This is a genomic window from Bacillus sp. PS95 (genome assembly GCF_037963565.1).
In the GTDB taxonomy this organism is placed as follows: Bacteria; Bacillota; Bacilli; order Bacillales; family Bacillaceae; genus Bacillus; species Bacillus subtilis.
Genome location: NZ_CP150160.1, coordinates 428641 through 453668, shown reverse-complemented (window position 1 = coordinate 453668; position 25028 = coordinate 428641). Strand labels below are relative to the sequence as shown.

Below are 25028 nucleotides of genomic sequence, written 5' to 3'. Positions count from 1 at the left end.
GTATTCCTCACTTTCTATTCCATCTGTCTATTATACCAGAGTCCCTTCTGTTTCGTTTTGTTGCTGTTCAACACATTTTCACATTTTTTATCATCCACTTACTTGTCTCCGTCTCTAAAATCCTCTACGCTTAAATAGATCTTAATGAAGAGGGTGTATGAATGCTTCCGATTAATAGACAGCAACACATACTGAAGTGGCTGAAAGAAGAAGGCTCGCTTAGAATTTCTGACATCAGCGCAAGGTTCGGCGTTTCGGAAATGACGGTATATAGAGATGTCAATCAGCTGGTTCAGTCAAATCAGGTCATTAAAACGGCCGGCGGCATCACGCTCCCCGCCCGAACACCTCAAACGGATCATATGTGCAGCTATTGCTTGAAGCCCGTCAATCAAGCTCATTCGGTTCAGCTGATTACGGTAAACCAAGACATTGAACAGCTATGCTGCGCACATTGCGCGTTTTTGCGTTACGCGGATAAAACGGAAGAGGTTTCACACTTGATTTGCAGAGATTTTCTGTTACAGACAACCGTCAGTGCCGGTTCGGCTTATTTCGTCGTAAATGCTGAATTAAACCTGCACTGCTGCCAGCCGCAGGCCATTCCGTTTGCGGCACTTGACCATGCCGAACGATTTCAAAAAGGATTCGGCGGAGCCGTCCGCACTTTCGACCAAGCGCTGGAAGATATGCTTCAAGACAGAAAGAAACGCTGCACCTGCACCAAGAAATAACACAACACATACAGCGGAAGGTGGTGTCTGAGTGATGAAGCGAAACAGATGGTGGATCATCCTTCTGCTTTTTCTTGTTTTCCTGCCGAAAACAAGCTTTGCTCACGCCTATATTGTCAAATCTTCACCTGGGGAAAACAGCGAATTAAAAAGCGCCCCTGCGCAGGTGGAAATCGAATTTAATGAACCGGTTGAAGAAGGGTTTCATTACATTAAAGTCTATAATTCAAACGGCGACCGTGTGGATACGGACAAGACTGAAATCAAAAAAGATAATCATCACATCATGACAGTGAAGCTGAAGAAGAATCTGCCTAAAGATGTGTACAGAGCGGAATGGAATGCCGTATCCGCGGATGGACATCCTGTTTCCGGCGCCATTCCGTTCAGTATCGGGAAAGCGGATGGCGGATTCAGCAGCCAAAAAGCAGCCGATTCAGCTCTGAATCCGGGAACAGCAGCAGATCGCGCGATTCTGTATACAGCCTTATCTCTGTTTATCGGAACGGTTTTCTTCCATCTTTTCTGGTATAAAGGGAAATCAGAACAGCTCGTCAAACGGACGAGACGTATCCTGACCGGCTCGATCGCAGCATTGGGGCTGGCGCTTTTGCTTCAGCTTCCGATTCAGACAAAAGCGAACGCAGGCGGCGGCTGGGGCAGCGCATTCCAGCCGGGCTACATCAGAGAAACACTGTTTGAGACAGCAGGCGGCTCCATTTGGATCATACAGGCTGCGCTGTTCGTGCTGCTCGCACTGTCTGTCATCCCTGCGATACGGAAAAACCGCTTTTCATCCTTTGGCTATTGGACAGCGCCGCTCATTTTCTTTTTCGGTCTCCTGCTTGCCAAGGCGTTTACCGGGCATGCTGCTGTCGTTGAAGAAAAAACGGTCGGCATTTTGATGGATTTCCTTCATTTAACTTCCGCTTCCATCTGGGTCGGCGGAATAGCGGCACTCGTTTTGCTACTCTCAAAAGAATGGAGGCAGCCTGACAAAACGCTCGCGTGGGAGACGGTCAGACGGTTCTCCCCATGGGCGCTCACTGCAGTCGGTGTCATTTTGTTTTCAGGCTTGCTTAATGGATTTTTCATCATTCGTTCAATGGATTCTCTGTTCCATACAGCGTACGGCCAAGCTCTTTTAGTGAAAAGCGGGCTGTTTGTTTTCATGCTGGTCTTAGGCGCAATTCATTTTCTGCTTACCAGAAAGCAGCGCCGCACAGGAATCAGCCGAACGTTGAAAGCGGAGTGGGCAATCGGCATCGCTGTATTGATCACAGCGGCCGTGTTTACAAGCCTGCCAAGCCCGCCTGAGCCGGCGCCGGAACCGTTTTACCAAACCAAAGCGATTGAGAACGGACAAAGCGTTTCTCTCAGCATCAGCCCAAACCAGCCCGGAAAAAATGTTTTTGAGCTGCGTGTCACCGACCATAACGGAGATCCCGTGAAAAACATCCAGCAAATCACGTTAACCGTTTATAAAACAGGCCTGTCAGGCAGCGAAAACAAAAGCACCTTTACATTAAAAGAAAAAACAAAAGGCGTCTTCCAAGATCAAAACCTGTCGATTAATGAAAAAGGAAACTGGAAGATCAAAGTCCACGGCCTGACCGGCGACTTTAACGAAATCAATATCATGTTTACAAAGACCAATTAAGGAGTGTTTACGTTGTTGAAAAAAATCGCATTGACACTATCTCCGGCTATTGTCGGCTCCCTCTTATTCTTTACGGCCCCTGCCAGCGCGCACGTTTCTGTAAAACCGGCTGAGTCTGCTGCAGGCTCTTGGGAAACGTATACAATGAAGGTCCCTTCTGAGAAAAATCTGCCGACAACGAAGGTTGTCCTCAAAATGCCGAAGGATGTTGAATTCCAGCAATATGAGCCAATTCCGGGCTGGAAGGTTTCCACTCAAAAACATGATGACAAATCAGTGTCCGTGACGTGGGAAGCGACTGACGGAGGCATTCAGGAAGGCCAGTTCCAGCAGTTTACCTTTGTTGCCAAAAACCCTGACAAAGCGGAGGAAGCTGCTTGGGACGCATACCAATATTACAAAGACGGCAGCATTGTTGAGTGGACAGGTGACGAGGATGCCGATACACCTCATTCCATTACAAACATCACGTCTGCAAAACAAGTGACAGATGAGCACGGCGCCACGAAAACAGAAGACGATTCCGAAAACTCAGGTTCTTCAGCTCTAGACATTACAGCGATTGTGCTGTCTGCGGCTGCCATTATTTTATCTGTAGCAGCACTTGTTAAGAAAAAGCGTGCGTAATAAAAAAGCGATCCAGATGTGATGTCTGGGTCGCTTTTTTTGTTTAACCGCGTCCTGCCTGGAATGAAGGATATTGTGTCATACCGCCGTCCGCGAATAACGTGATGCCTGTGACGTAGCTGGCTTCCTTCGAAGCAAGCCAGGCTGCTACTGCGGCGATCTCCTCCGGTTCGCCGATATATCCCATTGGAATCATGCTTTCTACATCAGCTTTCTGTTTAGGGTCAGCGAATTTTTCAGCATTGATTGGCGTGTTGATCGCACCTGGCCCAATATTATTGACGCGAATGCCCTTCGGCGCGTATTCCAACGCTAATGTTTCTGTCATCAGCTTTATCCCGCCTTTACTTGCCGCATAGTGGACAAATAACGGCCAAGGAATCACTTCGTGCACACTGGACATGTTAATGACATTTCCCTTGATATCGTTTTCTACGAAATATTTTATCGCTTCACGGCTTCCTAAAAAGGCACCCGTTAAGTTCGTGCCGATGACTTTATCCCAATCCTTGAGCGGCATTTCGTGAGATGGTACAGGATTTTCAAGACCGGCATTATTAATCATAATATCGAGTGTGCCGAACTCCTTGATTGCCGTTTGCACGATATTTTTTACATCTTCCTCTTTCGTGACATCTCCTTGGACGACAACAGCTTCACCGCCCGCCTTGATGACCTCTTCTTTTACCTCGTTTGGATCTTGTTTATTACTATAATAGTTGATAACCACTTTTGCCTGCTCCTTGCCGAAGCGAATGGCCATCGCCTTTCCGAGCCCTGAAGCAGCTCCTGTAATAGCGACGACTTTTCCTTTTAAATCCGGATACATATACATCCTCCTCCATTTGTTATGAATTTGTTTTGGCGATTCCTAAGAATACGGCGGCGGCAATAATCAGGATAATCCCGATCGCAATTGCTATAAGCTGGCGTTTCGTTTTCTTTTCACGCAGGATGAAAATACCGCCGAGCGTAGAAATGACAATTCCCATTTGTGAAAGGGAAAAGCTCGTTGCAACGCCGACTCGCGGCTGAGAAATAAACAAAAACATATTTCCGCCTGCCCAGATTAACCCTGGGAGAATATTTCTGATCGCATACTTGTTAAAGGGTTTGTGTCTATAGGTTAAAACTAACCCCCCGACCACCATGCCAATTGCCTGTGGCAGCAGCGCGGACCAGCCGGACACATTGAATAATCTAGCCACGACTACATAAACCAAATAACCAAGAGTCGAAACAAGGAGAATCAAAATGCCCTTTTTCAAATTGCTTGGCTCGCCCTCTTTTTTATCATTCTTATCTTCCAAGGACGTGAGAATGATTCCCACAATGATAAAGATCAAAGCGAGAACGCCAAGCGTAATCGCAATCGGTGTTGACCATTCGCGGAACACGATCACACCGAACAGCGAGGTGGAAACGAGCTGCATTCCTGTGGAAATCGGCATTGTTTTCGACACGCCCATCAATTGAATGCTTTTCAGCTGGTTGGCCTGTCCAAGTGACCAAAATAAGCCGGATACGACTCCAACAATAAAAATGCGAAGGGACAGAACGGGCTGAACAAAAAAGTAAATAACGATAGAAACAATGAGTGCCCCGATCGTCGTTCCCAGTGTCTGGCTGTACGGCCCGCCGCCTAATTTCACATTGAAGAGAACAATGCTCCCCCAAAACAAAGCCGGGAGAAGAGCCAATAATAAATCCATTGTTGGGGAACCTTCTTTCAAAATGTATTTGCTGTTATTTTGGCTGGAATTGTTGTGATTATTCGCCGGAACACAAAAAGAGCTGCCGGAAAATCCGGCAGCTCTCAGGAGCGTGCATTCTTTTATAAACCGATGGACAAATATTTTGTTTCAAGGTACGGCTCGATACCTTCTGAACCGCCTTCACGGCCGATGCCGCTTTCTTTCATTCCGCCGAATGGCGCTTGAACCGCTGACGGTCCGCCGTCATTCCAGCCGATAATGCCATACTCTAGATTCTCGGAAATATAGATGCCGCGGCGGTAGTTTTCTGTGAAGAAGTAAGCAGCCAAGCCATACGGTGTATCGTTGGCAAGCTGAATCGCTTCATCAATATCAGAAAACGTGACGATCGGGGCGACCGGGCCGAATGTTTCCTCATGCATGATGTTCATGGACGTATCGACATCGGTGAGCACTGTCGGATTCACAAAGTAGCACCCTTTGTCATCGTTTCGGTCATATGTGCCCCCAGCAATAACTTTCGCGCCTTTTTCAACCGCATCATCTATTTGGCTGACGATTTTTTCGAAGCCTCGTTTGTTGATAATCGGGCCGACATTGACGCCTTCCTCAAGTCCATTTCCGACTTTCAGCTTAGACACTTGCTCGCTCAGTTTCGCAGCAAATTCATCCTTGATGGATTCATGAACGATCAGGCGGTTGGCACATACGCAGGTTTGGCCGGCGTTTCGGTATTTGGACGCCATCGCCTGTTCAACAGCAAGGTCAATGTCTGCATCTTCATCTACGATCAGCGGGGCGTGTCCGCCGAGTTCCATTGAGACGTGCTTCACGGTGTCCGCGCTGTTTTTCATAAGGATTTTCCCTACAGGTGTTGAGCCTGTGAACGTGATTTTGCGGATTTTCGGACTGCTTGTGAACACATTTCCGATTTCTTCTCCATCGCCGATCACAACCTGAAGAACATCCTTCGGAATGCCCGCTTCATATGCGAGGCGCGCTAGTTCATAAGCAGACAGCGGTGTGTCCGGCGCCGGCTTGATGATAAATGTACAGCCGGCGGCAAGAGCAGGCGCCGCTTTGCGCGTAATCATCGCATTCGGGAAATTCCAGGGCGTGATAGCAGCAACGGGGCCGACCGGCTGGCGTGTGACAACAATTCGTTTACCCGTTGTCGGGGCCGGGACCGTTCTTCCGTACACACGCTTCGCTTCCTCTGCGAACCATTCGATATAGCCTGCGCCGTAAAGTACCTCGCCGACTGCTTCCTGGTATGGTTTTCCGTTTTCCTTTGTAATTAAATCTGCAAGCTCTTCTTTATGTTCAACAATCAGCTCATACCATTTTTTCAAAAGAGACGCTCTTTCGTTCGCTGATGTTTTAGACCACGTTTTAAACGCTTGATGTGAACGTTCAATGGCTTCTTCTACTTCTTTGGCTGATTGCTGAGGAATCGTTTTGATCTCCTCGCCCGTAGCCGGGTTGTAGACCGTTAATTGATCTGGCATATTGAACATTCCTTTCTTTTCATGATTACTTAAAATGATAGCAGACCCAGCCGTTTTCTTTCCAATGATTAAGCTCGCAGGCCAGCCTCCAAGATGCTGAGCCCTTCATTTAAAAGGCTGTCTGAGATGACGAGCGGTGTCAAAAAGCGGATGATATTACCGTTAATTCCCGCTGTCAGCAAAAGTAATCCGTTTTGATTCGCATAGGCCGCGATCGCTGCTGCTTTTGCTTTATCAGGCTCACGCGTGTCTGGATCCTTGACGATTTCGATTGCGGCCATCGCTCCGAGTCTGCGGATGTCACCGATGAACGGGAATTCTTGTTTCCACTCATACGCCTTGTCTTCAATGATTTTGCCAATTTCTTCAGATCGCTCATTCAGTCCTTCTTCTTCGATAATATCCAAGACTGCCAAAGCCGCCGCGCAGCCGAGCGGGCTGCCGGCATACGTGCCGCCCAGCTCCCCTGGCGCTGCCGCATCAAGCATTTCCGCACGCCCGATCACACCGCTTAATGGCAGGCCTGCCGCAAGCGATTTAGAAACCGTGATCAGATCGGGCGCTACATCAAAGTGCTCAATTGCGCAATAAGTGCCAGTTCTGGCAAAGCCGGTTTGGATTTCATCAGCAACAAAAACAATGCCGTGTTCTTTGCAGAATGAAGCGACGTGCTGTACGAACCGTTTCGAAGGGATAATAAACCCGCCTTCTCCCTGCACTGGCTCCATCACGACACACGCCACCGTTTCAGGCGCCACTGAAGCGATAAAGAAATCATTGAATGCTTGAATGACCATATCGTCATAGCTTTCATCACTCATGCCGGCCGGCTTCTGATAATAATAAGGGAACGGCGCTTGATAAACCTCTGGCGCAAAAGGCCCGAAACCGAATTTATAAGGTTTTACCTTGCTTGTCATGCTCATCGTCATATTTGTGCGCCCGTGAAACCCGCGTGTAAACGAGACAACGCCTTGGCGCTTTGTATACTTTCTGGCGATTTTCACAGCGTTTTCGACCGCTTCTGCCCCTGAGTTAAGAAAAATCGCTTTTTTCTCATGGCTGCCCGGTGCAATGCCACACAGTTTTTCGGCTAACTCGATATAAGTCGGGTACATCATGACATTAAAGCCAGGATGAATCAGCTCCTCCGCCTGCCGCTTCACAGCCTCAACCACCTTCGGATGCGAGTGTCCGACATTTAACGTGCCGATGGCGCCTGCAAAATCAATAAATCTCCGGCCGTCCAGATCGTACAGCTCGGCCCCTTCTCCTTTGACCGCCAGACTGCGGTTGCCGTTGCTCACACCTTTTGACACAAATTGATCCCGTTTTTGCTGCCATTGTGCAGTTGTGATGCTTGCTGTTGTTTGACTCATGTGAATATCCCCCTGTCGGTATTTTCTTATCATTCTGACTTCTCTTTGGTATGATGAAAAGTACCAATTATAACTTTTTGATGGTATCAGAAGGAGAAAATACAAATGGATATCACGATTACACTCGATCGTTCAGAACAAGCCGATTATATCTATCAGCAAATTTATCAAAAGCTGAAAAAAGAAATCCTCAGCCGCAATCTGCTGCCGCGCTCGAAGGTTCCCTCCAAGCGGGAGCTGGCTGAAAATCTCAAGGTCAGCGTAAATTCAGTGAATTCAGCCTATCAGCAGCTGCTGGCTGAGGGGTATTTGTACGCCATTGAACGAAAGGGTTTCTTCGTGGAGGAACTAGACATGTTTTCCGAGGAGCACCCTCCATTTGCACTGCCGGATGACCTAAAAGAGATTCACATCGACCAGAGCGATTGGATATCGTTTTCACACATGAGTTCCGATACAGACCATTTTCCGATCAAAAGCTGGTTCCGCTGCGAGCAAAAAGCGGCCTCCCGCTCATACCGCACGCTCGGCGATATGTCACATCCGCAAGGGATATATGAAGTGAGAGCGGCCATTACGAGGCTCATTTCCCTGACGAGGGGTGTAAAATGCAGGCCGGAACAAATGATCATAGGGGCAGGCACACAGGTGCTCATGCAGCTGTTGACTGAGCTTTTACCCAAGGAAGCCGTGTATGCGATGGAGGAGCCTGGCTACAGGCGCATGTATCAGCTTTTGAAGAATGCCGGAAAACAAGTAAAGACGATCATGCTGGATGAAAAAGGCATGTCGATTGCTGAAATCACCAGACAGCAGCCAGATGTGCTGGTGACCACCCCGTCGCATCAGTTTCCGTCCGGAACGATTATGCCTGTATCCAGAAGAATTCAGCTGCTGAACTGGGCAGCCGAGGAGCCGCGCCGATATATCATTGAGGACGATTATGATAGTGAATTCACATATGATGTAGACAGTATTCCGGCGCTGCAAAGCCTCGACCGTTTTCAAAATGTCATCTATATGGGAACCTTTTCAAAGTCCCTTCTCCCCGGCTTGCGGATCAGCTATATGGTGTTGCCGCCTGAGCTGTTGAGGGCATACAAACAGCGGGGCTATGATCTGCAGACTTGCTCATCACTCACACAGCTCACCCTGCAGGAATTTATCGAGTCTGGTGAATATCAGAAGCATATAAAAAAAATGAAGCAGCATTATAAAGAAAAGAGAGAACGCCTGATCACCGCTTTAGAAGCAGAGTTCAGCGGAGAGGTTACCGTAAAAGGGGCAAATGCGGGGCTGCATTTTGTTACCGAATTTGATACCAGGCGCACCGAACAAGACATCCTGTCACATGCTGCCGGGCTGCAGCTTGAAATATTCGGAATGAGCCGATTTAACTTGAAGGAAAACAAGCGGCAAACGGGCAGGCCTGCTCTCATTATCGGCTTTGCACGGCTGAAGGAAGAAGATATTCAGGCGGGTGTGCAGCGGCTTTTCAAAGCGGTTTACGGACATAAAAAAATCCCCGTTACAGGGGATTGATTCACCAGCGGTCCTGGTCTACATTCAGCACGGCTTCAAGCAGGCCCGGAAATGCCTTTTCAAGGTCTTCAGCGCGAAGCGAATAATACCGGCGCTTTCCTTCTATCCGAACTTGAGCGATGCCCGATTCTCTCAAAACTTTAAAATGATGCGACAAAGTCGATTTGGCAACCTGCACATCTGCACAGGTGCTGCACGTTTTTTCTTTTGCTTCAGCTAATTGCTTGACGAGCTCTAAACGAAGCGGATCACTAAGTGCATGAAGAACCTTTGTCAGCTGCAATGTTTCTGTTTCTGGATGGTTTGGAATGTTCATGACACAAATGTATCACACAACAATTAGAATGACAATTTTACTATATAAGGGTTTTTCCTTTACCTCATTTAGAATACATGTTACATTTAGTTCGATGAAATTCGAACAATAAATTCGCATAACAACGGAGGAGATTTAAATGATCGTATTACAAGCTTACATCAAAGTAAAACCAGAAAAACGCGAGGAATTTTTGAGCGAGGCTCAATCACTTGTTCAGCATTCAAGAGCTGAGGAAGGCAACGCGCAATACGACCTATTCGAAAAAGTAGGCGAAGAAAATACATTTGTCATGCTTGAAAAATGGAAAGATGAAGCGGCAATGAAATTCCATAACGAAACTGCGCATTTCCAAGGGTTTGTCGCAAAAGGAAAAGAACTGCTGAGCGCCCCTCTTGATGTTGTCCGCACAGAGCTTAGCGAGTAAAGAAAGGGTGTCCCATATGAATGAAGTGATTAAATCTTTAAAAGACCACCGCTCGATTCGCAGCTACACAGATGAGCCTGTAGCTCAGGAGCAATTGGACCAAATCATTGAAGCGGTGCAATCAGCCCCTTCTTCTATCAACGGACAGCAAGTGACTGTGATCACAGTCCAGGATAAAGAGCGCAAAAAGAAAATCTCCGAGCTGGCAGGCGGCCAGCCATGGATCGATCAAGCTCCTGTTTTCCTGCTGTTCTGCGCAGATTTCAACCGGGCCAAAATTGCGCTTGAAGATCTGCATGATTTCAAAATGGAAATCACAAATGGATTGGAATCTGTTCTTGTCGGCGCAGTAGACGCTGGTATTGCCCTCGGCACAGCAACAGCAGCGGCTGAGTCACTCGGACTTGGCACAGTTCCGATCGGTGCAGTTCGCGGAAACCCTCAAGAGCTGATCGAACTGCTTGAGCTTCCAAAATACGTGTTCCCTTTATCCGGCCTTGTCATTGGGCATCCTGCCGACCGTTCAGCGAAAAAACCGCGCTTGCCGCAGGAAGCTGTCAATCATCAGGAAACTTATTTGAATCAGGATGAGCTGACGTCTCACATTCAGACTTACGACGAACAGATGTCTGAATACATGAATAAACGGACAAACGGAAAAGAAACAAGAAACTGGTCACAGAGCATCGCTTCCTACTATGAGCGCCTGTACTATCCGCACATCCGTGAAATGCTTGAAAAACAAGGATTTAAAGTTGAAAAATAAGCTCTTATTCGGCCTGTCGGATTTTCCGGCAGGCCTTTCATTTACCCGGTTAAAATCCATTGACTTCTATTTTGTTTATTTGGTAAAATTTTTTCATAGTTACTCATTGGTTTTCTGTGAACCAATGGGTTTTCTAATGTTCAAGAAAGAAGGAAGCCATGAGATGCTTGATAAAAAAACAGATATCTTGTTAGCCGCGCGAAAGCTTTTTTCGGAAAAGGATTTTACGTCGGTTTCCATGCAGGCGATCGCAGAAGAATGTAAGATGTCAAAAGCTTCGATATATAAGCTGTTCCAATCTAAAGAAGATCTGCTTTTGGAGCTGCTGTCATTTAACCAGAAGCAAATGGTGGCCGCAGCCTCAAGACTTCAGGAAAATACCGCACTTACACCGGAGGAGCGTTTGACGCAAAAGGTCAAAATGGAACTGGAGGGCTTCAGGCGGAATCAGCAGTTTTTCAATATGCTGACCTACGGAAACCCCAAGCTGCATAATGACCGGGTCAAACAGCATATCCATCAGACCAGATCGACGATTATCTGCTGGCACCGCGATTCGCTGATCCAGGCGTATGGAGAAACCATTCTCCCGTTTGTGTGGGATTTGGTTATCATTCTTCACGGCATGATGCGTGAGTTTTTAATGCTGATCAAAATCGAGGAAAAACCGCTTGAGCTTGACCCGATCGCAGAGTTTATCATCAGCACCCTCAATCAGATTATCAAAAACAGGGAAACCCGCCAGTCTCTTCTTCCGCCCGAAGCCATCGAGCTTTATATTCATTCAGCATCCTCCTACAAGCCAAAGGATAAATCAGTCCTATTATCGGAAAGCCTGAAGGAATTACATAAAGGCATCTCTTCCCTGTCCGCCGCGGACTATGACGTAGATGAACTGACATCCGCAGCCGCCATGCTGGAGGAAGAAGCGAAGAAGGAAGAACCCCGCGCTTTTTTACTCAAATCACTGATTGGCTATCTGGAACAAACCGGTGTTTTAACACAGTCCGTTTCCATGTTAAAAACACTGTTAATTACTTAGAGAAAAGAAGGGATATGTATTGAACACAAGTATTGAACAAAAACCTTTTAACCGTTCTGTCATTGTCGGCATTTTGTTAGCCGGAGCGTTTGTGGCGATTTTGAACCAGACATTGTTGATTACCGCACTTCCCCATATCATGAGGGATTTCAATGTCGATGCCAACCAAGCACAATGGCTGACCACATCATTTATGTTAACCAACGGGATTTTAATTCCGATTACCGCGTTTTTAATTGAGAAATTCACAAGCCGGGCGCTGCTCATCACAGCAATGAGCATTTTCACTGCCGGAACAGTCGTCGGAGCGTTCGCGCCGAACTTCCCGGTTCTGCTGACAGCGCGTATCATTCAAGCGGCTGGAGCCGGCATTATGATGCCGCTCATGCAGACTGTATTCCTGACAATCTTTCCGATTGAAAAGCGCGGCCAGGCTATGGGTATGGTCGGATTGGTCATCTCATTCGCGCCTGCGATCGGACCGACTCTTTCCGGATGGGCTGTCGAAGCTTTCTCTTGGAGATCATTGTTTTATATTATTCTTCCGTTTGCTGTGATTGATTTGATTCTTGCCAGCATCCTGATGAAAAACGTGACGACTTTAAGAAAAACACAGATTGATATTTTATCAGTCATCCTTTCAACATTTGGGTTCGGCGGCCTTCTGTACGGCTTCTCAAGCGTCGGCTCTTATGGCTGGTCCAGTTCAACCGTCTTAATTTCACTGCTGGTGGGTGTCATCGCGCTGCTCTTGTTTATCACAAGACAAATGAAGCTTGAAAAACCGATGCTGGAATTCCGCGTCTTCACGTTTGGCGTTTTCAGTTTAACAACACTGCTGGGAACCCTCGTCTTTGCATTATTGATCGGTACGGAAACCATCCTGCCGCTTTATACACAAAATGTCAGAGACGTCACAGCTTTTGATACAGGGCTTATGCTCCTTCCGGGAGCCGTTGTGATGGGCTTTATGTCGCCGATTATCGGCAGAATTTTTGACCGTGTCGGCGGAAGAGGGCTGGCGATTGCCGGTTTCTGCATCATCTTCCTGACATCTCTGCCGTTTATGCAGCTGACTGACCATACGTCACTCGCTTGGATTGTCGTTTTATACACCGTTCGTCTCTTAGGCACCGCCATGATCATGATGCCGGTGACAACAGCCGGAATCAATGCGCTGCCGCGCCACTTGATTCCGCACGGAACTGCGATGAACAACACGATTCGCCAAGTCGGCGGCTCGATCGGAACCGCACTATTGGTTTCCGTGATGAGCAACCAGGCGGCACATGCAGGCACGACAAATGTGAAGCACGCCGCCCTGCACGGCATGAACGCCGCTTTTATAGTGGCTGCCGTCATTGCACTTGTCGGCTTCCTTCTCTCATTCACATTAAAGAAACCTCAGCGCCCTGCCGAACAGCAGCCGGCACGCTGATTAACAAAAAAAGAGCCCCGCTATTTAGCGGAGGCTCTTTTTGGTTTTACTTTTCTAAACCGTCTTTCACTTCTTTAATCATTTGCGCCATAGACTCAAGTCCGCCTCCTGATAAATACCAAGTAGCAGAATCAAGGTAGATGACATGACCATTTTTCACTGCGTTTACGTTTTTCACATAATCGTTTTCCACGACTTGTTTTGTAGATGATGTTTCTCCGATTGCTGTACCGCGGTCAATAACAAACAAGTAATCAGGGTTTGTTTTTGAAATGTACTCGTAAGAAACGCTTTGTCCGTGAGTAGACGCTTTGATGTTTTTATCAGCCGGTGTCACGCCGAACACGTCATGGATCAGGCCGTATCTTGATTTAGGACCGAATGCGCTGATCTTCCCGTCGTTCGCCATGATGACGAGACCGTTTTTGTTAAGCTTTTCAGCCGTTTTCTTTACATCTGCGATTGAATGATCGATTTTTGAGAGTTCATCCTTCACTTCATCTTCTTTATCAAAGATTTTACCGATTGTTTCAGCGTCTGATTTAAATGATTCCATGTACTTCGCTGTATCTACACCAAGGTAAATCGTCGGCGCAATTTTAGAGAATTCTTTGTAAGACTCAGATTGTCTTGCTGAAATAATGATCAGATCAGGATCTAATTCTGCCACTTTGTCGAAGTCTGGCTCTTTTAAGCTGCCGACATCAGCGTATTTGTCATCCTTGAATTTGGACAGATATTTAGGAAGGACTTGTTTCGGCAGGCCCGCTACTATATCATCAAGTCCTAGTTTATCTAATGTATCTAAGCTTCCAAAGTCAAATACGACAACTTTTTTAGGGTTCTTCGGTACTTTTGTGCCGTTTTTGTCGAGCTGGTGTTTCACTGTGATTTGTTCTTTCTTTGTATCAGAACCTTTGCTGCTTGTGCTTTGGTTTCCGCATGCAGAAATGACAACGGCAGTGACCAAAGCGATGAATAGTAACGCGAACTTTTTCATGCTCCTCACCTCTTCTATATATTAAGAAAAATAAACACCTATTCTTTGATTATCAATCGTCTGAATCGGGATGGTCATATCGTAGATTTCCTCAAGCACTGATGTTTCTATCATTTCTTCAGGCGGTCCTTCTTTAACGATTCGGCCGTTTTTCAAAGCGACGATATAGTCAGAATAGACTGAAGCAAAATTGATATCGTGAATGACGATCACGATCGTTTTTCCAAGCTCCTCTACCAGCCGTTTCAGCAGTTTCATAATTTCAACTGAGTGTTTCATATCCAGATTGTTCAGCGGTTCATCCAGAAAGATATAATCTGTGTCCTGGGCAATGACCATGGCGATAAATGCCCTTTGGCACTGTCCGCCGCTCAGCTGATCCAAGTATTTGTCTTGAATGTCTTCCAGCTTCATATAGCTAAGCGCCTGGTTGATATGAACCCAGTCTTCCTCTGTCAGCCGGCCCTGTGAGTACGGAAACCTGCCAAAACTGACGAGGTCTTTGATCGTGAGCCTGATATTGATTTGGTTCGCCTGCTTCAAAATGCTCATTTTCTTGGCAAGCTCTTTGCTGTCACATGCTCCAATCTCTTGTCCGTCTATGTAAATCTCGCCGGAATCCTTTTTGATCAGGCGGCTCATGATAGACAGCAGCGTACTTTTGCCGGCGCCGTTAGGACCGATAAACGAGGTGATTTTGCCCTTTTGAATCGTGACTGACGTCTCTTCAAGAACAACTTTCCCGCCATATTGTTTGCTTACATTTCTGACCTCTACCATGATTTATTCTCCTTTAACAGCAAGTAGATAAAATAAATCCCGCCGGCAAAATTAATAATGACGCTCAGCGTCGTTGAGAAGGTAAACACTTTCTCAACCACAAACTGCCCTCCGACCAGCGCAATGATGCTGATGAAAACGGAGCCTGCGATTAAGTATGAATGCTTATATGTTTTCAGGAATTCTCTCGCCAGGTTGACGACCAGAAGGCCTAAAAACATAATCGGCCCGACTAGCGCTGTTGAAACAGAAACCAAAATTGCAACCACGATCAGCATCTGCTTCACCACTTTGTCGTAGTCAATGCCCAAATTCACGGCGTGCTCGCGTCCGAGCGACAGCACATCGAAAAATTTTGTAAAACGCCAGACATAAACGCCTGTCAGCAGGAAGATGATGAACGCGAGCCATAACAAATCCGTATTGATATTGTTAAAGCTGGCAAACATCTTGTCCTGCACAACTTGGAACTCGTTCGGATCAATCAGCATCTGCATAAAAGAAGACAGGCTGCTGAACAGCGTGCCAAACACGATTCCGATAAGCAGAAGGAAAAAGATATTTCTCCCCTCACCCTTGAACATGATCTGATACAAAACAAGAGAAAACAGTATCATCAGCAGAACAGAGATGATAAAGTTGATGTTTTTATTCATGATGACCATATTCGCAGAACCGAACAAAAAGATAATGCCAGTCTGAATCAGCATGTAGAGAGAATCAAGGCCCAAAATGCTCGGCGTCAGGATGCGGTTGTTCGTAATCGTTTGAAAGATCATGGTCGAAAACGCAATCGCTCCCCCAGTCAGCACAATGGCAGCGACTTTTTTGATTCGTCTCGGCAGGGTGTAATCCCAATTGCCTAAGTCATAAAACAAAAACAAGCCAATACATACAATGGCTAAACCAACGAGCAAAGCTATTTTCATCTGGTTACGCATAGGCTTTTCTCCTTAACAGCATAAACAGGAAAATGCCGCTGCCGATGATTCCGACCATCAGGCCAATCGAGATTTCATAAGGGAAGATAATGATTCTGCCCAGTATATCGCAAAACAGCACAAACACCGCTCCCAACAGCGCAGTATGCGGCAGGCTGCTCTTCAGATTGTCTCCTCTGTAAATCGATACAATATTCGGGATGATTAAACCGAGAAACGGCAGCATACCGACAGTCAAAATGACAAGGGACGTGATCAGGGACACGATAATGAGCCCGATGTTCACAACCCGTTTGTACTTGAGGCCGAGGTTGACAGAAAAGCTTTCACCCATACCGGCCAATGTGAATTTATCCGCATACACATAGGCAATGATGACGAGCGGAATACTCAGATAAAGAAGCTCGTATCTTCCTTTCACAACTAAAGAGAAGTCTCCCTGCAGCCATGATGACACATTCTGGATCAAGTCATATTTATATGCGATAAATGTCGCGATTGAACTGACGATATTCCCGAGCATTAAACCGACAAGCGGAATAAAGATGGTGTCGTTAAACTTGATTCTTTCAAGGATTTTCATAAACAGAAAATTTCCTGCAAGGGCAAAGACAAACGCGACCAGCATTTTGATTAAAGGACTGGCGGATGTAAACAGCAGCAAGGAAATTAAAATGCCGAGCCTCGCCCAATCCATCGTGCCCGCCGTCGTCGGTGACACGAATTTATTTCTGCTGATCTGCTGCATAATCAAACCGCAGATGCTCATGCTTAATCCCGCAATGACAATGCTGATCAATCGCGGCAAACGGCTTGCAAACAGCGTTGACGCCTCTTGTTTGCTTAAATCGAAGAGATCAAGCGGCGACAGATCTTCTACACCGATAAATACAGATGTGACTGCTAATATGATAAGTAGAATAAATAAGTAACGTAGCTTCATGCTGCCTCCTTACATCCTTACAGCAAAAAGAACGTATCTCCTACTCCGCAAGGACTCAAAACAATATGGCCATATAGTAATTGATTATCATTATCATTTACATATTACCATTTTTATAGGGTTAGTCAATATTCTTTAAAAATATTAACCTAGTCATTTATCAATTTTACTAATCATTCTAACCATTTTCCATCCCAAAACGTTAGGCTGTTTACCATATTTATCTTTATAACGCAGGCATACGGTCAGCAAACCTAACATTATTCCTCGTGAAAAATACAAATGTTCTCCTGAGAAAGAAATTCCCCCTTGATTTACAGTACTGAAAGAGAGATAATAAATACTAAATTTGTGTGAAAATTTTAAACATTAGGAGATGTAAACATGAAGGTCGTTAAATTCGGAGGCAGCTCACTTGCTTCAGGCGCCCAGCTTGACAAGGTGTTTCACATCGTTACCTCAGATCCGGCACGGAAAGCTGTAGTCGTTTCAGCTCCGGGAAAACGCTATGCCGAGGATACGAAAGTGACTGATCTCTTAATCGCATGTGCAGAACAATATTTGGCAACAGGCAGCGCACCTGAACTGGCGGAAGCTGTTGTGGAACGGTACGCTCTCATCGCCAATGAGCTTCAGCTGGGGCAAAGCATTATCGAAAAAATCAGAGATGATCTGTTTACGCTTTTAGAAGGAGACAAAAGCAATCCCGAACAATACCTTGACGCAGTCAAGGCCAGCGGAGAGGATAACAATGCCAAACTGATCGCCGCTTACTTCCGTTATAAAGGCGTCAAAGCGGAATATGTAAACCCGAAGGATGCCGGCCTCTTTGTGACAAATGAACCCGGCAACGCGCAAGTTCTTCCTGAATCCTATCAAAACCTCTATCGTCTTCGGGAACGTGACGGACTCATCATTTTTCCCGGTTTTTTCGGATTCAGCAAGGATGGCGATGTGATCACATTCTCACGGAGCGGTTCTGATATTACCGGTTCGATTCTTGCCAACGGACTACAAGCCGATTTGTACGAAAACTTTACAGACGTGGACGCTGTGTATTCTGTCAATCCGTCCTTCGTTGAGAATCCAAAGGAAATCAGCGAGCTGACATATAGAGAGATGCGGGAGCTGTCCTACGCGGGTTTTTCAGTGTTTCATGATGAAGCGCTCATTCCGGCATTCAGAGCGGGGATTCCTGTTCAGATCAAAAATACGAACAACCCCTCAGCCGAAGGCACCCGCGTCGTCAGCAAGCGGGATAACACAAACGGGCCTGTCGTCGGCATTGCCAGCGACACCGGTTTTTGCAGCATTTATATCAGCAAATATCTCATGAACAGAGAAATCGGTTTTGGCCGCAGAGCCCTTCAAATCCTGGAGGAGCATGGTTTGACGTATGAGCATGTTCCATCGGGAATCGATGACATGACAATCATTTTACGGCAGGGGCAAATGGATGCCGCCACTGAACGCAGCGTCATCAAACGGATCGAAGAGGATTTGCATGCCGATGAAGTCATCGTCGAGCATCATCTCGCCCTGATTATGGTTGTAGGGGAAGCGATGCGCCACAATGTCGGTACAACGGCAAGAGCCGCCAAAGCATTATCAGAGGCACAGGTGAATATCGAAATGATCAATCAGGGGTCTTCTGAAGTGAGCATGATGTTTGGCGTAAAAGAAGCCGAAGAAAGAAAAGCCGTTCAAGCGTTATACCAGGAATTTTTCGCGGGCGTGCTGATCTCTTAATCGTACATAAATAGCGGGCGGCAGCGCCCGCTATTTTTTTATATCACCTTCATATAGCCGAATTCTTCATTTTTTCTCTTGTCCACTATTATCCCTGCCAAATGGATCGGTTCAGCATATCTTATAGTATCCTTCATAGGGAGGTGAAACCTTATGTCAGGATACTCTAACGGCGGCGGTTACGGCGGCATCAGTTCTTTCGCTTTAATCGTTGTATTGTTTATTCTATTAATTATCGTAGGGACTGCGTTTGTTGGCGGCTTCTAAGCTGCTGACCGTCTCTGCGGGACCCTGTCCGCCACAGTTTTGCAGCATTTGCTGAAGCAATCTCGCAAGGAGGTGCACAAAATGTCAGGTTACGGAACTTCTTTCGCTTTGATTGTTGTGTTATTTATCCTCTTGATCATTGTGGGAACTGCATTTGTAGGAGGCTACTAAATAAACGTAATCTCCATGAAGGCGGCACCGCAAGACTATGTCTTGCGGTGTTTTTTTGAAAAGAAAAACCCCTTCTCGCTAATGAGAAGGGGCTTGTTCTTACGTCATTCCTCTTTCTGTCACATGAAAGTCGAGTGCTTCCGCATTAGCAGAAACGCCAGCCGCTGTAAAAATCGCGGCTGCGGCCAAACAAATAACAAACAACTTAGATTTCAATTTCATACAAACCTTCACTCCTTTGTATTTGTTTTCTTGCCTCTTCAACTTGTAGAAAGTAGGAAGCAGACAGTTTAAACCACTTCTGTTCATAGTAATATTTTGCTACTTCTAGGGCTAAATCCTCTATATCAGCGTACATATTTTTATTTTTTAAGTACTGGAAACATCGTTCGATTCCTTCTTCATTGGGCTGATCCAGATATAGGGATTGCAAAAACTCGAATTTTACGGCATAGTCTGCATCGTCTGTTTCTTTAGCATATTCATAGCCCCGCTTGTGATATTCCGAAGCTTTATCATGTTTTCCCTGTTTATAATAAATCAGGGTGATTAAAAAATAGGCTTGCGGGAGAGAATTGACGATCCTGCTGCTTTCAAACGTGGAGACCGCTTTTTCAAAGTAATCAATGGCAGGGTCTAGAAGGTCTTGATTGTAATAGCATAACCCGAGATTGTAGTATGCTCTTCCGACCAGCTGGGCTTTTTGTTCCGCTTGGGCCATATTGAGCGCCAATTTGAAATGGCGTGCGGCTTGTTCGAAATTTCTTTCATCCATCAGGTTGACCCCGAACACGAAATGGCACTGAATGATTCTCACATTATAGGTTTCCTGCTCCACGTAAATTTCATAGGCGTTTTTTATATTAATCAATGAAAAATACGTTTGCTTCATATAATAATAAGCTTCCGCGATTTTAAAATAAAATTCAGCTCGTTCAATATGGTCTGCGACAAAGGAGAGCTTTTTCTCCGCCTGTTTATAGTATGTAATGGCAGAAATAAATTCCCGCTTATCAAATTCATACATCCCGCGAAAAAAATTCACGTAATAGTCGAGCAGCCCTTTGAGATCTGCCTGATTGCTGTCAATGTTTCTTGATAATTCAGACAGGCTTGGCTGGTCTTCTATATTTAATTTCTCTAACGGCTCAAGATAATCCAGCATAAGCTGGTGCCGGAATTCCATTAGTGAATAATAAAGCAGCAAGTTGGAATCATGCTGCATGTGTTTCAGTTCCTGCTGGATTTCAGCTTTTAACACTTCGGCATCCGGCACGCTGAATGTCCGGATATATCTGTACCACTCGTTAATTTTTTGACCGACCGCTGAAGAAGGAATTACCCCACTCTTCATTCCTTCACCCTCTCCCATCAAAAACTGTTTATGTCATATTTTATCATGTTTATAGGCCGTCCCAACCCGAAAAACACGCAATCTTTGTTTTCGGGAGCACGCAATAAACCGAAGCGGTGTGCAAAAAAGGCGGCTCCATCAGATGATGCCGCCGCCCTGTATGCTATTGCTGTTTTGCCGTTAAAGGAAGGCGGATGATGAACTTTGTGCCTTTCCCTTCTTCACTCTTGATTTCTACTGTGCCCTGGTGCATTTCAACAAGCTGCTTGACGATCGAGAGACCGAGTCCGTATTCACCGTATGCCGTATTCGTTCTTGAAATATCTGCTTTATAGAACCGTTCCCAAATATGCTCAATATCCTCTTTTGGAATGCCGATACCCGTGTCTTCAATTTCAATAATCGTCTCTTTATAACCTTCCATTCCGCGCAGCCAAATGTCACCGTTTTTCGTAAATTGGATGCTGTTTTTCGTAATGTTGACGAGAATTTGAATGAACCGGTCATAATCGGCATGTACGATGACGTGATCCTCTACCTGGATCATCAGCTTGTTTTGTTTTTCTTCCGCCTGCTGCTGCAAGTGCTCTTTCACGATTTCAAACACCTCGATCAGAGGAACGTTTAGCTTGTTCAAGGTAATTTGCTGGGATCTGATTTTTTCATAATCCAGATTTTCTTTTACGAGCCGCAGCATGCGCTTCGTTTCCTCACTGATCAGCGAGAAGCATTTATCCTTCTTATCCTCAGGAATCGTATGGCTGTTCAGCCCTTCAACCAAACCGTTGATCGTCGTCAGCGGTGTTTTTAATTCATGTGACACGTCAGCGATAAACTGCCTTCTCCGCTTCTCAAGGCGATCGATTTCATCCCTTGACTGCTTTAGTTTTTTCGCCATGATATTAAAGTCAGACGCCAGTACGCCGATTTCGTCCCCGTAGCTGTTTTCCAAATGGATGTCATAATCGCCGGAAGCCACTTTATCTGTCGCTTCTCTCAGCTTTTGAATCCGTTTGACATGGAATTTGGACAGAAGCCAGCTCACGAGAATCGTAATCACAAGCGTGCTGATCACAGCGTAAAACATATAGAGGTTGACCTGATTGACCATCTGTTCAACACCGCTGATCGGAGAAATCAGCAGAACGGCGCCTTTAAATTCGTTCTGAACAAATATAGGCTGCGCCACAAGTGACACTTCATCATCAAAACGGCCATCTGCCCTGATCATGACAGTCTGCCCTTTTTTTAGCTTATTCCATTCTGACTTCTTCAGCTGTTCCCTTGGTGGGTGATGAAAGCCTTCAGGAAGAAAATAGGGCTGCTGCTCTTCATTAAAGATGATAAACTGCGTCTTTCTTGTGCTTAAAATGTCCTGATAAGGATAGAGCCTGCGCATGTCCACCTGGCCGGCTTGGAATTCATTTGCAATCTGCACCGCATATGACGTCAATTCCTCTACTTTGTTCTGATAGGCAAATTCCTTCACAAAGTGGGAAAACAGAGAAATGATAATGACAAACGCTAAAATCAAAATGCTGATATGGCTTAGCAGCAGCTGATATAAATATTTAATCTTCATCAAATTTATACCCTACTCCCCACACAGTATACAGGAAAGGCTTGTCCTCGCTGGCAAGCTTTTTCCGCAGCCGTTTGATATGAACGTCAACCGTCCGCTCATCTCCATAAAATTGATAGCCCCATACCTGCTCAAGCAGCTGTTCTCTGGAGAACACCTGCCGCGGATTTTGGACAAGGTAATAAAGCAGATCGAATTCCTTCGGCGTGAGATTTTCTACAGGCTCTCCGTTTAATAATACTTCTCTCGTCTTCTTATTAATGGTAAAGCATTCCGTTTCGATCATATCTTCATCAATAACTGCTTTGCCTGTCGCCTTGTATCTTCTGATGACGGCTTTGATGCGGGCAACCAATGTCAGCGGGCTGAACGGCTTTGTGACATAATCGTCCGCCCCCATCTCAAAGCCAATGACCTGATCTGATTCAGTGTCTTTGGCAGTCAGCATGATAATCGGCACCGTGCTTGTCTCTCTTATTTTTCTGCAGATGGTCACGCCGTCCATAGATGGAAGCATGATATCCAAAATGATCAGATCCCAATTTTCTTCCGTAAAACGCTGGTACCCTTCTAACCCGTCATGAACGAATTCCGCTTCAAAACCTTCTTTAAAAAAGAACATCTCCGTCATCGTACATACACTAACATTATCTTCTATCATTAATATTTTCATTATATCCTCCGATTGTTTTGATGCTTTTTTATATAATAGCACCATTTTAAACAGAAGGTTTTGCGTTTCACAATTGTTAGTTTTTATTTCATCAACTAGAAATAGATTGTTCATATTTTTTTCATACCTTTGGACTACTATTAATTTATCAACAAGCAAGCCCGCCCCAGAGGCGGCCTTATCAATCAAAGTACCTATACGGAGGAACATAAATGAACTTTATCAAACGGGCCTTTTGGAATATGAAGGCTAAAAAGGGAAAAACATTATTGCAATTATTTGTGTTTACAGTCATATGTGTCTTTGTTCTATCAGGCCTCACCATCCAGTCGGCAGCACAAAAATCAAGCGAACTGGCCAGACAGGAACTCGGCGGAAGCGTGACACTTCAGGTTGACCGCCAAAAGCAAATGGAAAAACAGCAGGACAGCGGTGAAAAGCGCAGCTTCGAATCCACACCGATCAAAGTGTCTGATGCGAATAAGCTTGCAGCGCTTGATCATGTGAAGAGCTACAATTACACCACATCAGCTTCAGCCAACGCGGGAAACTTTGATGCGATTGAAAGCTCTAGTTCAAGTGATTCCAGCTCCAGCAGTTCAAGCTCAAACGCTAAAAACAGTCAAGGCGGAGGACAAGGTGGACCGCAAATGGTTCAAGCTGATCTTTCTATTGAAGGTGTCATCAGCACAGCGTTAGTCGATGATTTCTCTGACGGAGATTCAAAAATCACAGACGGACGCGCGATTACAAAATCAGATGTCGGCAAAAAAGTAACAGTGATCAACGAAACTTTAGCGGAAGAAAATGATTTGAGCGTTGGCGATTCGATCACAATTGAATCAGCAACGGATGAGGATACAACAGTAAAACTGAAGATCGTCGGTATTTATAAAACAACATCTTCAGGAGATGACCAAGCCCAAAATTTCTCTTTCTTAAACCCTTATAACAAGCTTTATACGCCTTACACAGCAACAGCGGCGCTGAAAGGCGACGACTATAAAAATACGATTGACTCAGCTGTTTACTATATGGACGACGCGAAAAATATGGATGCTTTCGTAAAAGCAGCGAAGAAAACATCAATTGACTTCGATACGTACACACTGAATACAAACGATCAGCTTTACCAGCAAATGGTCGGACCGATTGAAAATGTGGCTTCTTTCTCTAAAAACGTGGTGTATCTTGTATCAGTGGCAGGCGCCGTCATTCTTGGCCTGATTGTCATGATGTCAATCAGGGAGCGCAAATACGAAATGGGCGTGTTAATGGCCATCGGTGAAAAACGATGGAAATTGATTGGACAGTTCTTGACTGAGATTCTGATTGTGGCCGTTATCGCTATCGGCCTTGCATCTGTGACGGGAAATCTCGTCGCAAATCAGCTTGGAAATCAGCTTTTATCCCAGCAAATCAGTTCATCAACCGATTCAACGCAAACCGCAAGCGGACAAATGCCCGGCGGCGGTGGCGGCATGGGCGGCGGAATGTTCGGCCACAGTTCATCAAACGTAGACGTTATCGATTCACTGAACGTCGCGGTTTCTATGAACGACATGCTTATTCTTGGCGGGATCGGCATCCTTATCGCAATCATTGCAACATTGCTGCCGTCAATTTCAGTACTGCGGCTTCATCCGAAAACGATATTGACAAAACAGGAATAGAAAGAGGCGGAACCTATGAGCTTATTACAATTTCAACAAGTCGGCTACTGGTATAAAGACAAAAGCCAGCCATTGTTTCAGGATATTAACATCAGCTTTCAAAAAGGAAAATTCTACACAATCGTCGGAACATCAGGGACGGGGAAAACCACTTTCCTGTCTCTGGCAGGCGGACTTGACGCACCAAAAGAAGGAAACATCCTTTACGACGGAAAAGCGGTTTCTAAAATCGGCTTAACCAATTTCAGAAATCAATATGTATCAATCGTCTTTCAGGCGTACAACCTGCTCCCGTATATGACGGCTTTGCAGAACGTCACAACCGCTATGGAAATCACAGGTTCTAAAGAAAAAAACAAAGAATCATATGCGCTTGACATGCTGCAGAAGGTTGGCATCAACGAAAAACAAGCCCGGCAAAAAGTGCTCACACTGAGCGGCGGACAGCAGCAGCGGGTATCAATTACAAGGGCTTTCTGCTGTGACACGAATCTTATCGTAGCCGATGAACCGACCGGAAACCTTGATGAGGACACATCAAAAGAAATTGTACGGCTCTTTCAGGATCTGGCGCACAAGGAAGATAAATGCGTCATTATGGTGACGCACGATGAACAAATTGCAAAAGTGTCAGACATCAATATCAGACTTTCAAGAGGAAGCTTTACTGTGAAGGAAAACGTCGCAGTCGTATAACAAAACGCGCCTCTGCCAGTGCAGACAGGGGCGCACCCTATATCC

The 25028-nt window shown here is 45.7% G+C and carries 26 protein-coding genes; 13 read left to right on the top strand and 13 right to left on the bottom strand.

The annotated features are described in order from the left end of the window. Positions 1-161: 161 nt before the first annotated feature. From ycnK to NSQ12_RS02345, 3 genes are read left to right on the top strand one after another with little or no spacing between them, the layout of a single operon-like run. Positions 162-734, top strand: coding sequence for a copper uptake transcriptional regulator YcnK (gene ycnK / locus NSQ12_RS02355; RefSeq protein WP_144500877.1), 573 nt, complete (start codon positions 162-164; stop codon positions 732-734). A gap of 34 nt (positions 735-768) precedes the next feature. Further along, on the top strand, positions 769-2394 hold the full coding sequence (gene ycnJ, locus NSQ12_RS02350) for a copper transporter YcnJ (protein WP_217024529.1): 1626 nt from the start codon (positions 769-771) through the stop codon (positions 2392-2394). A 12-nt stretch (positions 2395-2406) separates the two neighbouring features. Then, positions 2407-3021 (top strand): DUF1775 domain-containing protein, encoded by a 615-nt coding sequence (locus NSQ12_RS02345; RefSeq protein WP_144500876.1) that lies wholly within the window; start codon positions 2407-2409, stop codon positions 3019-3021. A 43-nt stretch (positions 3022-3064) separates the two neighbouring features. Here the strand turns inward: NSQ12_RS02345 and gdh are convergent, their stop codons facing one another. The 4 genes from gdh to gabT form a co-directional block, all read right to left on the bottom strand. Next, entirely contained in the window at positions 3065-3850 is a 786-nt protein-coding gene (gene gdh, locus NSQ12_RS02340) for a glucose 1-dehydrogenase (RefSeq protein ID WP_003246720.1), read from the bottom strand. A gap of 19 nt (positions 3851-3869) precedes the next feature. Then, positions 3870-4733, bottom strand: a complete 864-nt coding sequence (glcU, locus tag NSQ12_RS02335) for a glucose uptake protein GlcU (RefSeq protein WP_144500875.1) — start codon at positions 4731-4733, stop codon at positions 3870-3872. Between the two features lie 122 nt (positions 4734-4855). Then, positions 4856-6244 carry a succinate-semialdehyde dehydrogenase gene (gene gabD / locus NSQ12_RS02330; protein WP_021481750.1) on the bottom strand — a complete coding sequence of 463 codons (1389 nt, stop codon included), beginning with the start codon at positions 6242-6244 and terminating at the stop codon, positions 4856-4858. A gap of 68 nt (positions 6245-6312) precedes the next feature. Then, the gene (gene gabT, locus NSQ12_RS02325) at positions 6313-7623 is read right to left on the bottom strand and encodes a 4-aminobutyrate--2-oxoglutarate transaminase (RefSeq protein ID WP_144500874.1); all 1311 of its coding nucleotides are present in this window, start codon (positions 7621-7623) and stop codon (positions 6313-6315) included. A gap of 105 nt (positions 7624-7728) precedes the next feature. Here gabT and gabR point away from each other — a divergent pair, with 105 nt between their 5' ends. After that, positions 7729-9165 carry a transcriptional regulator GabR gene (gabR, locus tag NSQ12_RS02320; RefSeq protein ID WP_339175811.1) on the top strand — a complete coding sequence of 479 codons (1437 nt, stop codon included), beginning with the start codon at positions 7729-7731 and terminating at the stop codon, positions 9163-9165. Between the two features lies 1 nt (position 9166). On the opposite strand, the gene NSQ12_RS02315 is transcribed toward gabR, so the two are convergent. Next, positions 9167-9481, bottom strand: coding sequence for a metalloregulator ArsR/SmtB family transcription factor (locus NSQ12_RS02315; RefSeq protein ID WP_003234476.1), 315 nt, complete (start codon positions 9479-9481; stop codon positions 9167-9169). A gap of 139 nt (positions 9482-9620) precedes the next feature. Here NSQ12_RS02315 and NSQ12_RS02310 point away from each other — a divergent pair, with 139 nt between their 5' ends. The 4 genes from NSQ12_RS02310 (at position 9621) to NSQ12_RS02295 (ending at position 13154) form a co-directional block, all read left to right on the top strand. Further along, a complete protein-coding gene (locus NSQ12_RS02310; RefSeq protein WP_003234477.1) occupies positions 9621-9908 on the top strand; it encodes a putative quinol monooxygenase in 288 nt (95 codons plus the stop codon). Positions 9909-9924: 16 nt separating this feature from the next. Then, entirely contained in the window at positions 9925-10674 is a 750-nt protein-coding gene (nfsA, locus tag NSQ12_RS02305; RefSeq protein WP_339175809.1) for an oxygen-insensitive NADPH nitroreductase, read from the top strand. Positions 10675-10837: 163 nt separating this feature from the next. Continuing rightward, a complete protein-coding gene (locus tag NSQ12_RS02300; protein ID WP_339175807.1) occupies positions 10838-11716 on the top strand; it encodes a helix-turn-helix domain-containing protein in 879 nt (292 codons plus the stop codon). Between the two features lie 19 nt (positions 11717-11735). Beyond that, the gene (locus tag NSQ12_RS02295; protein ID WP_014478836.1) at positions 11736-13154 is read left to right on the top strand and encodes an MDR family MFS transporter; all 1419 of its coding nucleotides are present in this window, start codon (positions 11736-11738) and stop codon (positions 13152-13154) included. Between the two features lie 46 nt (positions 13155-13200). Here NSQ12_RS02295 and yclQ read toward each other — a convergent pair whose 3' ends face one another. The 4 genes from yclQ to yclN are packed head-to-tail and all read right to left on the bottom strand — an operon-like array spanning position 13201 to position 16818. Further along, entirely contained in the window at positions 13201-14154 is a 954-nt protein-coding gene (yclQ, locus tag NSQ12_RS02290; protein ID WP_339175806.1) for a petrobactin ABC transporter substrate-binding protein YclQ, read from the bottom strand. A 21-nt stretch (positions 14155-14175) separates the two neighbouring features. After that, complete coding sequence (gene yclP / locus NSQ12_RS02285; protein ID WP_003234487.1) at positions 14176-14934, bottom strand: petrobactin ABC transporter ATP-binding protein YclP; 759 nt, start codon at positions 14932-14934, stop codon at positions 14176-14178. Beyond that, complete coding sequence (gene yclO, locus NSQ12_RS02280) at positions 14928-15875, bottom strand: petrobactin ABC transporter permease YclO (protein WP_003246705.1); 948 nt, start codon at positions 15873-15875, stop codon at positions 14928-14930. The genes yclP and yclO overlap by 7 nt, the downstream gene beginning before the upstream one ends. After that, on the bottom strand, positions 15868-16818 hold the full coding sequence (gene yclN / locus NSQ12_RS02275; RefSeq protein ID WP_014475804.1) for a petrobactin ABC transporter permease YclN: 951 nt from the start codon (positions 16816-16818) through the stop codon (positions 15868-15870). The genes yclO and yclN overlap by 8 nt, the downstream gene beginning before the upstream one ends. A gap of 384 nt (positions 16819-17202) precedes the next feature. Here yclN and NSQ12_RS02270 point away from each other — a divergent pair, with 384 nt between their 5' ends. From NSQ12_RS02270 to NSQ12_RS02260, 3 genes are all read left to right on the top strand, one after another. Further along, positions 17203-18567: an aspartate kinase gene (locus NSQ12_RS02270; protein WP_003234493.1), complete on the top strand. Its 1365-nt coding sequence runs from the start codon at positions 17203-17205 to the stop codon at positions 18565-18567. A gap of 153 nt (positions 18568-18720) precedes the next feature. Beyond that, positions 18721-18834 (top strand): YjcZ family sporulation protein, encoded by a 114-nt coding sequence (locus NSQ12_RS02265; RefSeq protein ID WP_003234495.1) that lies wholly within the window; start codon positions 18721-18723, stop codon positions 18832-18834. Between the two features lie 81 nt (positions 18835-18915). Beyond that, positions 18916-19005: a YjcZ family sporulation protein gene (locus tag NSQ12_RS02260; protein WP_015482794.1), complete on the top strand. Its 90-nt coding sequence runs from the start codon at positions 18916-18918 to the stop codon at positions 19003-19005. 99 nt (positions 19006-19104) lie between these two features. On the opposite strand, the gene phrC is transcribed toward NSQ12_RS02260, so the two are convergent. The 4 genes from phrC to yclJ form a co-directional block, all read right to left on the bottom strand. After that, positions 19105-19227, bottom strand: coding sequence for a phosphatase RapC inhibitor PhrC (phrC, locus tag NSQ12_RS02255; RefSeq protein ID WP_003224994.1), 123 nt, complete (start codon positions 19225-19227; stop codon positions 19105-19107). Then, positions 19211-20359, bottom strand: coding sequence for a response regulator aspartate phosphatase RapC (gene rapC, locus NSQ12_RS02250; RefSeq protein WP_003246686.1), 1149 nt, complete (start codon positions 20357-20359; stop codon positions 19211-19213). The genes phrC and rapC overlap by 17 nt, the downstream gene beginning before the upstream one ends. 163 nt (positions 20360-20522) lie before the next feature. After that, complete coding sequence (gene yclK / locus NSQ12_RS02245) at positions 20523-21944, bottom strand: two-component system sensor histidine kinase YclK (RefSeq protein WP_339175803.1); 1422 nt, start codon at positions 21942-21944, stop codon at positions 20523-20525. Beyond that, positions 21931-22614: a two-component system response regulator YclJ gene (gene yclJ / locus NSQ12_RS02240; protein WP_003246532.1), complete on the bottom strand. Its 684-nt coding sequence runs from the start codon at positions 22612-22614 to the stop codon at positions 21931-21933. The genes yclK and yclJ overlap by 14 nt, the downstream gene beginning before the upstream one ends. Positions 22615-22826: 212 nt before the next feature. Between yclJ and NSQ12_RS02235 the strand changes: the two genes are divergently transcribed. Together NSQ12_RS02235 and NSQ12_RS02230 are read left to right on the top strand one after the other, a co-directional pair. Continuing rightward, positions 22827-24287, top strand: coding sequence for an ABC transporter permease (locus tag NSQ12_RS02235; protein WP_015382763.1), 1461 nt, complete (start codon positions 22827-22829; stop codon positions 24285-24287). A 15-nt stretch (positions 24288-24302) separates the two neighbouring features. Continuing rightward, positions 24303-24983, top strand: coding sequence for an ABC transporter ATP-binding protein (locus tag NSQ12_RS02230; RefSeq protein ID WP_128480737.1), 681 nt, complete (start codon positions 24303-24305; stop codon positions 24981-24983). Positions 24984-25028: the final 45 nt, after the last annotated feature.

Bases quoted from the DNA above. Each gene is read 5' to 3' on its own strand.
- gabD (WP_021481750.1), bottom strand. From the start codon at position 6,244: ATGCCAGATCAATTAACGGTCTACAACCCGGCTACGGGCGAGGAGATC.
- NSQ12_RS02300 (WP_339175807.1), top strand. From the start codon at position 10,838: ATGCTTGATAAAAAAACAGATATCTTGTTAGCCGCGCGAAAGCTTTTT.
- NSQ12_RS02260 (WP_015482794.1), top strand. From the start codon at position 18,916: ATGTCAGGTTACGGAACTTCTTTCGCTTTGATTGTTGTGTTATTTATC.
- NSQ12_RS02235 (WP_015382763.1), top strand. From the start codon at position 22,827: ATGAACTTTATCAAACGGGCCTTTTGGAATATGAAGGCTAAAAAGGGA.
- NSQ12_RS02310 (WP_003234477.1), top strand. From the start codon at position 9,621: ATGATCGTATTACAAGCTTACATCAAAGTAAAACCAGAAAAACGCGAG.
- gdh (WP_003246720.1), bottom strand. From the start codon at position 3,850: ATGTATCCGGATTTAAAAGGAAAAGTCGTCGCTATTACAGGAGCTGCT.
- yclO (WP_003246705.1), bottom strand. From the start codon at position 15,875: ATGCGTAACCAGATGAAAATAGCTTTGCTCGTTGGTTTAGCCATTGTA.
- ycnJ (WP_217024529.1), top strand. From the start codon at position 769: ATGAAGCGAAACAGATGGTGGATCATCCTTCTGCTTTTTCTTGTTTTC.
- yclN (WP_014475804.1), bottom strand. From the start codon at position 16,818: ATGAAGCTACGTTACTTATTTATTCTACTTATCATATTAGCAGTCACA.
- rapC (WP_003246686.1), bottom strand. From the start codon at position 20,359: ATGAAGAGTGGGGTAATTCCTTCTTCAGCGGTCGGTCAAAAAATTAAC.
- gabT (WP_144500874.1), bottom strand. From the start codon at position 7,623: ATGAGTCAAACAACAGCAAGCATCACAACTGCACAATGGCAGCAAAAA.
- yclJ (WP_003246532.1), bottom strand. From the start codon at position 22,614: ATGAAAATATTAATGATAGAAGATAATGTTAGTGTATGTACGATGACG.
- gabR (WP_339175811.1), top strand. From the start codon at position 7,729: ATGGATATCACGATTACACTCGATCGTTCAGAACAAGCCGATTATATC.
- yclQ (WP_339175806.1), bottom strand. From the start codon at position 14,154: ATGAAAAAGTTCGCGTTACTATTCATCGCTTTGGTCACTGCCGTTGTC.
- NSQ12_RS02315 (WP_003234476.1), bottom strand. From the start codon at position 9,481: ATGAACATTCCAAACCATCCAGAAACAGAAACATTGCAGCTGACAAAG.
- nfsA (WP_339175809.1), top strand. From the start codon at position 9,925: ATGAATGAAGTGATTAAATCTTTAAAAGACCACCGCTCGATTCGCAGC.
- NSQ12_RS02230 (WP_128480737.1), top strand. From the start codon at position 24,303: ATGAGCTTATTACAATTTCAACAAGTCGGCTACTGGTATAAAGACAAA.
- ycnK (WP_144500877.1), top strand. From the start codon at position 162: ATGCTTCCGATTAATAGACAGCAACACATACTGAAGTGGCTGAAAGAA.
- phrC (WP_003224994.1), bottom strand. From the start codon at position 19,227: ATGAAATTGAAATCTAAGTTGTTTGTTATTTGTTTGGCCGCAGCCGCG.
- glcU (WP_144500875.1), bottom strand. From the start codon at position 4,733: ATGGATTTATTATTGGCTCTTCTCCCGGCTTTGTTTTGGGGGAGCATT.
- NSQ12_RS02265 (WP_003234495.1), top strand. From the start codon at position 18,721: ATGTCAGGATACTCTAACGGCGGCGGTTACGGCGGCATCAGTTCTTTC.
- NSQ12_RS02270 (WP_003234493.1), top strand. From the start codon at position 17,203: ATGAAGGTCGTTAAATTCGGAGGCAGCTCACTTGCTTCAGGCGCCCAG.
- yclP (WP_003234487.1), bottom strand. From the start codon at position 14,934: ATGGTAGAGGTCAGAAATGTAAGCAAACAATATGGCGGGAAAGTTGTT.